Origin of the sequence: Amycolatopsis sp. CA-230715, from assembly GCF_018736145.1 — a bacterium.
Taxonomy (GTDB): Bacteria; Actinomycetota; Actinomycetes; order Mycobacteriales; family Pseudonocardiaceae; genus Amycolatopsis.
The window spans coordinates 10,232,646-10,244,978 of sequence record NZ_CP059997.1 but is presented as its reverse complement, the minus strand read 5'-3'; the positions used below and the strand labels follow the sequence as shown (position 1 = coordinate 10,244,978).

Annotated in this window: 1 protein-coding gene; it reads left to right on the top strand. The window is 68.5% G+C overall.

Features of this window, described 5'->3' with window-relative positions; all coding sequences use genetic code 11:
• Complete coding sequence (locus tag HUW46_RS47570; RefSeq protein WP_215545184.1) at positions 1-12,333, top strand: non-ribosomal peptide synthetase; 12,333 nt, start codon at positions 1-3, stop codon at positions 12,331-12,333.

Sequence of the window (12,333 nt, the reverse complement as noted above, 5' to 3'; positions counted from 1 at the left end):
GTGAACCAGCGACACGAAGACGACGCGATGGACACTCCGGCCACCGAAGCGGATCGGTTGGCGGCGTTGCCTGCGGGTGTGCGGGAGTTGGTGTTGGCGCGGTTCGCGGGTGTGTCGGGTGGGTTGGGTGCGGATGGTGGTGGTGTGGTGGGGGTGTCGCGGGGTGGGGTGTTGCCGGTGTCGTTTGGGCAGGAGCGGTTGTGGTTTTTGGCGGAGTTCGAGCGGGGTGGGGTGGAGTACAACGCGCCGAGGGTGGTGCGGTTGCGGGGTGTGGTGGATGTGGGGGCGTTGGAGGTGGCGGTGTCGGGGGTGGTGGGCAGGCATGAGTCGTTGCGGTCGCGGTTTGTGGAGGTCGGGGGGCGTGCGGGGGTGGTGGTGGATCCGCCGGGGCGGGTGCGGGTGGAGGTGGTGGATGTGTCCTCGGTGCCCGAGCCCGAGCGGGAGCGGGTGGTGGAGGAGTGTGTGGAGCGGGAGGTGGTGAGGCCGTTCGAGTTGCGGCGGGGCGGGTTGGTGCGGGTGATGCTGGTGCGGGAGTCGGAGACCGAGCATGTGCTGGTGGTGTGTCTGCATCATGTGATTTGTGATGGCTGGTCGATGTCGATCGTGATGGCGGAGTTGGCGGCGTGGTATTCGGCGGTGGTGACCGGGACCGAGCCGGGGCTGGCGCGGCCGGGGCTGGACTATGTGGATTTCGCGGCGTGGCAGCGCGAGCGGGTGGCCTCGGGCGGGGTGGACGCGCAGCTGGGGTATTGGCGGGAGCAGTTGGCGGGGGTGGCGCCGCTGGTGCTGCCCACCGACCGGCCGCGGGCGGCGGTGCGCGAGACCGCGGGCGCCTCATGGGTGTTCACGCTCCCGGCACCGGTGGTCGGCCGGGTGCGGGAGCTGGCGCGTTCGTGTGGGGCGACGGTGTTCATGGTGCTCATCGCGGCGGCACAGGTGGTGTTCTCCCGGCACAGCGGCCAATCCGATATCGCGGTCGCGACGGTCAGTTCGGGCCGCAACCGCACCGAATGGGAAAACCTGGTCGGGTTGTTCGTCAACACCCTGGTCCTGCGCACCCAGGTGGACGAGACCGACACCTTCACCACCCTGCTGGGCCGGGTCCGCACCACCGTGCTCGACGCCTTCGCCAACGAGGACGCCCCCTTCCAGCAGATCGTGGAAGCCATCGCCCCCGACCGCGACCCCAGCCGCCCACCACTGGCCCAGGTCATGGTCAACCTCCACAACACCCCCACCACCACACCCCACCTCCACAACCTCACCACCCAAGAAATCCCCCCACCGATCCCGGCGTCCCGTTTGGACATGAGCCTGGATTTCGAGGAGCTGGAAGGGGAACTCGTCGGCAACGTCGAGTACAGCACCGCGCTCTTCGACCAGTCCACAATAGAACGACTGATGGACCACCTTTCCCGGTTACTCGAAAACGTCGTGGTGGACCCGGATCGCCCGCTGCACCGCGTGCCGATGCTGAACGACGAGTACCGGCGCGCGGTCGCGAGGAAAACACCACCGGCGCACGAGTGGGCTGGTTTGTGTGTGCATGAGGTGTTTTCGGGTGTGGCGGTGGGTGCGGGTGATGGGGTGGCGGTGGTGTGTGGTGATCGGGTGGTGGGGTATGGGGAGTTGGAGGTGCGGGCGAACCGGTTGGCGCATCAGCTGGTGGAGTGGGGTGCGGGTCCGGAGGTGCTGGTGGGGGTGTGCCTGGATCGCGGGGTGGATCTGGTGGTGGCGATCCTGGGTGTGCTCAAGGCGGGTGCCGCCTATCTGCCGCTGGATCCCGGCTATCCGGCGGAGCGGTTGGACTACATGCTCCGCGACTCCGGTGCCGCGATCGTGCTCACCACTGCCGAGCACCACGACCGCTTACCCACCGCGCGCTGGCTGTTCGACCCCACCAGCCCCGACCTCGACCACCGCCCCGCCACACCCCCTGCCACCACGGTCACCCCCGCCAACACCGCCTACGCCATCTACACCTCCGGCTCCACCGGAAACCCCAAAGGCGTCCTCGTCGAGCACCGGCACCTCGCCGGCTACCTCGCGTGCTGTGCGCGGGACTACCCGGGGTTGGCGGGCTCGGTGCTGCTGCACTCGTCGATTTCGGTCGACCTCACGGTCACTTCGATGCTGGGCCCCCTGGCCATCGGCGGGACTGTCCTGATCGGACGGTTGGACGCGCGGGAACCCGTGCCGCCGCCGGGGTGGCGGCGACCCGAGTTCGCGAAGATCACGCCGAGCCACCTCCCGGTCCTGCTCGCGCTCCCCGACGAATGGTCGCCGTCGCGGGACCTGGTGATCGGCGGCGAAGCACTGCCCGCGGAACTGCTCCAGCAGTGGCGGGCACGTCATCCCGGTGTCACCGTGACGAACGAGTACGGGCCGACCGAGGCCACCGTCGGATGCGTCGCGTTCCGGCTCGCACCGGGTGAGGAGTCCGCGGAAGGGGCCGTCCCGATCGGCCGCGCGATGACGGGCAGCCACGCGTCCGTGCTGGATCCCTTCCTCCGCCCGGTACCGGACGGCGTCGCCGGCGAGCTGTACGTCGGGGGTGACCAGGTCGCCCGCGGTTACCACGGCAGGCAGGGGCTCACCGCGAGCCGGTTCGTCGCGGACCCGTTCGCGTGGGGACGGACCCTGTACCGGACCGGTGACCTCGTCCGCCGCCTGCCCGGTGGCGTGCTGGAGTACCTTGGCCGCACCGACGACCAGGTGAAGATCCGCGGTCATCGCGTCGAGCCGGGTGAGATCGAGGCGGCGCTCGCGGCCGTCCCCGGCGTCGCGCAGGCGGCCGTCATCGCCCGCGAGGACCGGCCTGGCGATCGCAAGCTCGTGGCGTACGTCGTCGCGGAGCACGCCACGGATCTCGATCCCGCCTCGGTCCGCGCCGCGCTGTCCGCGCGGATGCCGGCGCATCTCGTGCCCGCGGTCTTCGTCCCGCTGCCGGAGCTGCCGATCAGCGGCAGCGGGAAACTGGACCGGGGCGCGCTGCCCGCACCCGACTACGTCGACGGGGCGGGGGAGCCGTACGTCGCGCCGAGGACACCGTTCGAGACGACGCTGGTGGAGATCTGGTCGGAGGTGCTCGGCATCCGAGCCGACCGGATCGGCGTGACCGCGAACTTCTTCGCGCTCGGCGGTGACTCCATCCTGAGCCTTCAGGTGGTCGCGCGGGCCCGCGGCGCCGGGGTCGCGCTCACCTCGAAGCAGTTGTTCCGCAGCCAGACGATCGCCGAGCTCGCGGCGGAGACGGCGGAGGTGACCACCACACCGCCGGTGGCGGACGTCGCGACCGGCGAGGTGCCGTTGACCCCGGTGCAGCGGTGGTTCTTCGACCGCTTCCGCACCGACCGCGAGCTGGTCAACCAGTCGGTTTTCGTCGAGCTGCCCTCCGATGTGGACGAACGGGCGCTGCGCCGCGCGGTGGACACGGCGCTCGTCCACCACGACCTGCTTCGCGCGCGGTTCACCGAGTCCGACGGTGCGTGGCGTCAGTGCGTCGGACCGGCAGGCGAGGGCGACACCGCATTCGACCGCGTCGATCTGTCCGGTGTGGATGATGCGGAGGCCGCCGTGTCCGCGGCCGTGCTCGCCGCGCAGGCGGAGTTCCGGTTGGACACCGGGCCGGTGGTACGGGCGCTGCTGTTCGCGGATGGGGGGCAGGCGCCACGCCTGTTCCTGACCGCGCACCACTTGGTGGTCGACGCCGTTTCGTGGCGCGTGCTGTTGTCCGCCGTGGAACTCGCCTACGACCAGCTGCGCCGGGGCGCCGAGGTCGACCTCGGCGCGAAGACGACCTCGTTCCGGCGCTGGGCCCAGCTGCTCACCGAGCACGCCGTGCGCCTCGAAAACGGCGACGAGCCAGCCTACTGGCAGGCGGTGGAGCGCGCGGTCGAATCGTGCGGGGCTCTCCCCGTCGACGCGGCGGGCGCCAACACCGTCGCGTCGATGCGGACGGTTTCGGTGCGGCTGGACCGCGACGCGACGCACGCGATCCTGCGCCAGGTGCCGCCGGTCTACCGCACCCGGGTCAACGACGTACTGCTGAGCGCGTTGGCGCGGGTGCTGGGCGAGTGGGCCGGATCGGACGCGGTCGCGGTCGAGCTGGAAGGCCACGGCCGCGAAGCCCTGTTCGACGACGTCGACCTCTCGCAGACGGTCGGCTGGTTCACCACCCATTTCCCGGTCGCGCTGGCCGGGCCGGGCCGGGACGACTGGGGCGCGTGGCTGAAGGCGGTGAAGGAAAGCCTGCGGGCGGTGCCCGGCGGCGGACTCGGTTACGGGGTGCTGCGCTACCTCACCGGTAACGAAAACGGGCTCGGTACCGGCGCCCGGCCGCAGGTGGCGTTCAACTACCTCGGCCGGTTCGACGCGGTCGACGAGTCCGGCCTGTACCGGGGCTGGTGCCCGAACCCGGGCCGTGAGCGGGCACCGGGGCAGGAGCGCGACCACCTGCTGGAGATCAGCGGGATGGTCCGCGACGGCGTCCTCGAGTTCGAATGGGCCTACTCGGCCACGATCCATCACGAGCGGACGGCGCACGGCCTCGCCTCCCGGTTCGTCGAGGCCCTGCACGAGATCGTCCGGCACTGCGCGCGGACCGGTGCCGGCGGGCGCACGCCTTCGGACTTCCCGCTCGCCCCGCTCGGTCAGCACGAGATCGACGCGATCGTGGGCGATGGGCGCCGGGTGGAAGATCTCTACCCGCTGACGCCCATGCAGAACGGCATGCTGTTCCATTCGCTCGCCGCGGACGGCGACGACGTGTACCTCGGCCATTTCAGCGTCGTACTGGACGGGGTGGACGATCCCCAGCGGCTGGCGGAGGCGTGGCAGCGCGTCGCGGACCGGACCCCGGTGCTGCGCACCGCGGTCGTCTGGGAGGACGTGCCCGAGCCGGTGCAGGTGGTGTACCGGGAGGCACGGCTGCCCGTGACCCATCTCGACTGGCGGAAGCTGACCGAAACCGAACAGCGGGAGGAAACCGCGCTGCGCTGGGAGCGGCGCGGTGAAACGGAGGTCGACCTCGGCGCCGCGCCCCTGCTGCGGCTGACTTTCGCGAGGCTGACCGACACGAGCGTGCGGGTTTTCTGGTCCTCGCACCATCTCCTGCTCGACGGCTGGAGCTTTTCCCATGTGCTGTCGGACGTGTTCGAGCAGTACGCGGCGCCGGGCGGGGTGAAGGCGGAGCCGCGCCCGCCCTACCGCGACTACGTGGCCTGGCTCGCCGAGCAGGACGAGGAAGCCGCGGAAAAGTACTGGCGACAGGTCGTCTCCGGGATCCGGGCGCCGACCGGGCTGCCGTTCGACCGGCGCCCGGTGCGCACCCACGGGGCGCGTTCGTCCGAGGCGCTCCGCTGGGCACTGGACGCGGGGGAAACCCGGGCGCTGGAGCAGTTCGCCCGCGCCGAGCGGGTCACCGTGAACACGATCGTGCAAGGCGCGTGGGCGTTGCTGCTGGCGCGCTGCTCCGGTGAGGACGACGTGTGCTTCGGGTCGACGGTCTCGGGAAGGCCGGTCGACCTGCCCGGTGCGGACGACATCATCGGCCTGTTCATCAACACGCTGCCGGTCAGGACGATCGTCGATGACCACGCCGAAGTGCCGTCATGGCTGCGCGGACTGCAAGCGGCGCAGGCCGAAGCGCGCCAGTACGGCTCGGTCTCGCTCGCGCAGCTCCAGGGCTGGAGCGAAGTGCCGCGCGACACCGGCCTGTTCGACAGCATCGTGGTCTTCGAGAACTTCCCCTACGACGAGGACGCGGCGGCTCGGCACGGCCTGTCGGTCCGCGAGTTCACCGGTGACGAGCACACGAACTACCCGTTGACGCTCGCCGCCGCACTGGAAGCCGAGCTCCGGTTCGAACTCGGCTACGACCCCGAGCTGTTCGACGCGTCCACCGTCTCCCGCATCGCCGGTCACCTGCGCACGCTGATCACCGGAATCGTCGCCGGGACGCCCTCGGTCGGTGCGCTGCCGATGCTCACCGAACCGGAACACGCGGCACTGGCGCGGTGGAACGACACCCGCGCCGACGTGACCGGATCCGGCCCGGTGGGGTGGTTGTTCACCGCGCAGGCTGCCGCGGATGCTGATCGTCCCGCGGTGATCGCGGGTGGTGGGGTGTTGTCGTGTGGTGGGTTGGAGGTGGAGTCGAATCGTTTGGCGCGGTGGTTGGTGGGTCGGGGTGTGGGTGCTGGTGTGCTGGTGGGGGTGTGTGTGCCGCGGGGGGTGGCGGCGGTGGTGGCGTTGGTGGGGGTGGTGAAGTCGGGTGCGGGGTTTGTGTCGCTGGATCCGGAGTATCCGGTGGAGTCGGTGGAGTTCATGGCCACCGATGCCGGGGTGGCATTGATTCTGTCCACTGTGGAGGTCGCGGACCGGGTCGCTGGGGCGGGTGTGGAGGTGGTGTGCCTGGACCGTGACGGTGGCTTGTGGGATGGGTTGTCGGGGACACCGCCGGTGGTGTCGGTGTCGTCGCGGGATGTGGTGTATGTGGCGTATACGTCGGGGTCGACGGGGCGGCCGAAGGGGGTGGTGGTCGAGCATGCCCAGTTACGGCACATGATGGCCGCTTGGGACCGCTACTACGACCTCGCGGGGCTGGCGCCGGTGTGTGTGTCGGTGTCGAGTATGTCGGTGGACCTGTTTTTCGCTGATGTGGTGATGTCGATCCTGTATGGCGGCACGATGGTGATCTGCCCACCGGAGACCATCATCACCCCACCCGCCTTGCTCGACCTCATCGAGGACACCGACGCGTCGTTCATGGTGACCGTGCCCGCTATCGCCACCGCGCTGGCCCGCGAACTCACCACCACCGGCCGCACCCTCGGCCTCACAATCCTCGCCGTCGGATCCGAAGGCTGGCGCCCCGACGACTGCCAACTCCTCCTCGACCACGCCGGGAACACCCGGATCGTCAACGCCTATGGGGCGACGGAGACCACTGTGGACTCCACCCTGCATGACGTTCGCCAAGGCGTCGGTGTTGGTGGTGGTGCTTTCGTGCCGTTGGGTACGCCGCTGGCGAATACCGAAGCCCACGTTCTGGACCGGTTTCTGCGGCCGGTTCCGGTCGGCGTCGCGGGCGAGCTGTATCTGGCGACGGTGCAGTTGGCGCGCGGGTATCACGGCCAACCGGGGTTGACCGCGTCCCGGTTCGTGGCGGCCGCGGCTGGGGGACGGATGTATCGGACTGGGGATTTGGTGCGGCGCCTACCCGACGGCACGCTCGAATACTTGGGGCGGACGGATGATCAGGTCAAGATCCGCGGTTACCGGATCGAACTCGGCCACATCGAAACCATCCTCACCCAACACCCCTGTGTGGTCGAAGCAGCCGCCACCACACACCAGGACCACACCGGCACCACCCGCCTCGCCGGATACCTCATCCCAACAGAAAAGTCCACAATAGACACCACCGAGGTTCGGACGTTCCTTGCCGAGCGACTGCCGGGCTACGCGATCCCCTCCACGCTGACCGTGCTCGACGAACTCCCGATGACCGCGAGTGGGACTTTGGATCGGAAAGCGTTGCCGGAGCCTGGTTTCCGGGCGGTCGAGGCGGGGTTTGTGGGGCCGCGGTCTGTGGTGGAGGAGTTGTTGGCGGGGGTGTGGGCTGGTGTGTTGGGTGTGGAGCGGGTGGGTGTGGAGGACAACTTTTTTGGGTTGGGTGGGGATTCGATTTTGGGGATTCGGGTGATGTCGGGGGTGCGGTCGGTGTTGGGGGTGGTGGTGTCGCCGCGGGTGGTGTTCGATGCGCCGACGGTGGGGGAGTTGGCGGTGGTGGTGGAGGCGGTGTTGGCGGAGCGGGACACCGATCGGGCCGATCGGGTCGATCGGGTTGGTGGGGTTGGTGGGGTTGGTGGGGTGTCGCGGGTGGGGTGGGTGCCGTTGTCGTTCGGGCAGCAGCGGTTGTGGTTTTTGCAGGATTTTGATCCGGGTGGGGTGGAGTACAACACGGGGTTGGGGTTGCGGTTGCGGGGTGCGGTGGATGTGGGTGTGGTGGGGGTGGTGGTGTCGGGGTTGGTGGCGCGGCATGAGGTGTTGCGGTCGCGGTATGCGACGGTGGCGGGGCGGGGTGTGCAGCGGATCGACCCGCCGGGCTCGGTGCGGGTGCCGGTGGTGGATCTGTCCATGATGGACGATCCCGAGATGGTGATGCGGGAGCGGGTCGGGGCGGAGTTGGGGGTGCCGTTCGATCTGGGGTCGGGTCCGGTACTGCGGCCGGTGGTGTTCGAGTTGGGGTCGGGGGAGTGGGTGCTGTGGTTGGGGATGCACCACATCGTCACCGATGGGTGGTCGATGGGAGTGCTGGCCCGGGATTTCACCACCCTGTACCAGGACGCGGTCGAGGGCGGTGGTCGGGTTGATGGTGTGGTTCCTGGGGTGGGGTATGTGGATTTCGTGGTGTGGCAGCGGGGTCGGGATGTGGAGGTGGGGGTGCGGTGGTGGTGTGCCCGGTTGGCGGGGTTGGTGCCGGTGGAGTTGCCGACCGATTGTCCGCGGCCGTTGCTGCGGGGGTCGGCGGGCGCGGTGGCCCGGGTCGAGTGGGATCCGGGGTTGGTGGCGGGAGTGGTGCGGGTCGCCCGGGAACACGGGGTGACGGTGTTCGTGGTGCTGACCGCGGCGGTGCAGGTGCTGCTGGCCCGCTACAGCGGTCAGACCGATATCGCGGTGGGCACGACCAGTTCCGGACGCGGTGGCGGCCTGGCAGTGGACGAAGTGGTCGGGTTCTTCGTCAACACCGTGGTGCTGCGTACCCAGGTCGACGAACACGCCACTATCACCGACTGGCTCGACACTGTGCGGGAGATGGTGGTGGAGGCGTTCGCGCACGACGATGTCCCGTTCGAACGGCTGGTGGACGTGCTGCGCCCGGAACGCGACACCAGCCGCAACCCCCTGGTCGATGTCATGATCAGCCTCGACAACACCCCCACCCCCGACCTGACCATCCCCGGCATCGAGGTGTCCGAACTGGACCTGGCCGGTGACCAGGTCACCCACGACCTCAGCTTCGACTTCGCCCACCAGCACGGCGACCTCACCGCCGCGATCAGCTACAACACCGACCTGTATGCGGCAGAAACTATCCACCGCATGACCGGCCACCTGACCACCCTTCTCCAAGGAATCGCCGGTGCCACCCCAGGCACCCGGGTCGCCGACCTGCCGATGCTCACCGCCACCGACCGCCGGGATCTGGTGCGGTGGAACGACACCGGTGCCGGGTTCGCCGGGCACACCCACAGCCCGGTCGGTTCGTTGTTCACCGCGCAGGCTGCCGCGGATGCTGATCGTCCCGCGGTGGTTGCGGGTGGTGGGGTGTTGTCGTGTGGTGGGTTGGAGGTGGAGTCGAATCGTTTGGCGCGGTGGTTGGTGGGTCGGGGTGTGGGTGCTGGTGTGCTGGTGGGGGTGTGTGTGCCGCGGGGGGTGGCGGCGGTGGTGGCGTTGGTGGGGGTGGTGAAGTCGGGTGCGGGGTTTGTGTCGCTGGATCCGGAGTATCCGGTGGAGTCGGTGGAGTTCATGGCCACCGATGCCGGGGTGGCATTGATTCTGTCCACTGTGGAGGTCGCGGACCGGGTCGCTGGGGCGGGTGTGGAGGTGGTGTGCCTGGACCGTGACGGTGGCTTGTGGGATGGGTTGTCGGGGACACCGCCGGTGGTGTCGGTGTCGTCGCGGGATGTGGTGTATGTGGCGTATACGTCGGGGTCGACGGGGCGGCCGAAGGGGGTGGTGGTCGAGCATGCCCAGTTACGGCACATGATGGCCGCTTGGGACCGCTACTACGACCTCGCGGGGCTGGCGCCGGTGTGTGTGTCGGTGTCGAGTATGTCGGTGGACCTGTTTTTCGCTGATGTGGTGATGTCGATCCTGTATGGCGGCACGATGGTGATCTGCCCACCGGAGACCATCACCACCCCACCCGCCTTGCTCGACCTCATCGAGGACACCGACGCGTCGTTCATGGTGACCGTGCCCGCTATCGCCACCGCCCTGGCCCGCGAACTCACCACCACCAACCGAGAACTCGGCCTCACAATCCTCGCCGTCGGATCCGAAGGCTGGCGCCCCGACGACTGCCAACTCCTCCTCGACCACGCCGGGAACACCCGCATCGTCAACGCCTATGGGGCGACGGAGACCACTGTGGACTCCACCCTGCATGACGTTCGCCAAGGCGTCGGTGTTGGTGGTGGTGCTTTCGTGCCGTTGGGCACGCCGCTGGCGAATACCGAAGCCCACATTCTGGACCGGTGGCTGCGGCCAGTTCCGGTCGGCGTCGCGGGCGAGCTGTATCTGGCCACGGTGCAGCTGGCGCGCGGGTATCACGGTCAACCCGCACTGACCGCGTCCCGGTTCGTGGCGGCCGCGGCTGGGGGACGGATGTATCGGACTGGGGATTTGGTGCGGCGCCTACCCGACGGGGTACTCGAATACCTGGGGCGGACGGATGATCAGGTCAAAATCCGCGGCTACCGGATCGAACTCGGCCACATCGAAACCATCCTCACCCAACACCCCCACATCACCGAGGCCGCCGCGACCACACACCAGGACCAGAGCGGCACCACCCGCCTCGCCGGATACCTCATCCCCACACCAAAGTCCACAATAGACACCAACGATGTTCGAGCCTTCCTCGCCGAACGACTGCCTGGGTATGCGGTCCCGTCCACCCTGACCGTGCTCGATCAACTCCCGATGACTACGAGTGGGACTTTGGATCGGAAGTCGTTACCGGTTCCGGAGATCACGGTCTCGGAGGCGAGGTTCGTGGAGCCGCGGTCCGAGGTCGAAGAGCGATTGGCGGGGGTGTGGGCTGGTGTGCTGGGTGTGGAGCGGGTGGGTGTGGAGGACAACTTTTTTGGGTTGGGTGGGGATTCGATTTTGAGTATGCAGGTGGTGTTCGAGGCGCGGCGTGTGGGTGTGGTGTTCACGTCGAAGGAATTGTTCCTGCACCAGACGATCGCCGAGCTGGCGGTGGTCGCCCGCCACGACACCACCCCGGCAAACCCGGACGGCACGGAGCGGGGTCGGGTGTCGGGTCCGGTGGTGTTGTCACCAGTCCAGTCGGATTATCTGGGTGCGGGGCCGCGGGTGCCGGACCAGTTCACCCAGACCACCGTGATCGAACTCGCCCCCGGCACCGACCCGGAGGCGATGTCGGCTGCGCTGGCCGGTGTGGTGGACCATCACGACGCGTTACGGATGCGCCTGCACCACACCGACACCGGCTGGGTCCAGCACAACGCCACCGACGAACCCCATTCCCTGTTCGACCACCGTGACCTGTCCACAGTAGACGAAGAAGTCTGGGAGGACACAGTCCGGGCCATTACAGCCGAACTGGACGGGAGTCTGGATTTGGCTTCGGGGCCGGTGGTGCGGATGGTGTGGCTGGACCGGGGGCCTGGCCGGGGTGCGTGGCTGGTGTGGACGGTGCATCACCTGGTGGTGGATGGGGTGTCCTGGCGGATCCTGCTCGACGACCTGACCACCGCCTACCGGCAAACCCACGCCGGGAAAACCGTCGATCTGGGTGGGAAAACCTTGTCGTATCAAGCCTGGTCCCGGCACCTGTATGACCACACCGCGGCGGGCGGGCTCGATGACGACCTCTCCCACTGGAATGCGTTGCCCGATACCGCACCGGGGTTGCCGATCCCCGAACCCGGAATGGTGGGCGACGAGGTCGCGACGACGGTGGTGTTGTCCGAAGAGGACACCGAGTTGGTGATGCGGGTGGCGCCGGGAGTGTTCCGGGCCCGGGTGCACGACGTGCTGCTGGCCGTGGTCACCGACGCCATCACCACCTGGGCCGGGCAGGACTCGGTGCTGGTCGAGGTGGAAGGCCACGGCCGGGAAGAAGAACTGCTACCCGAAACGGCGGACCTTTCGCGCACCGTGGGCTGGTTCACCAGTATCTACCCCCTGCACCTGACCCGCGGCCAAAACCTGGCTGCCACCGTGAAAACCGTGCGGCGCGCTCTACGCACACTTCCCCGCAACGGGGCCAGCTACCTACCGCTACGTGAACACGGCCGCCTGCGCACCCCCCGCGCACCAGTGTTGTTCAACTACCACGGCCACACCACCACCAACACCGATCATCCGCTCTACCACGACTTCCACCAGATCACCGGCCAACCCCAACACCCCACCGAACACCGCACCCACACCCTCGAAATCATCGCCACCCACCACGACCACCACCTCACCCTCACCCTCCACCACCCACAACATCCCACCACCACACCACTCCACCACCACCTCACCACCACCCTGACCACCCTCACCACCCACCTCACCACGGAGGAATGA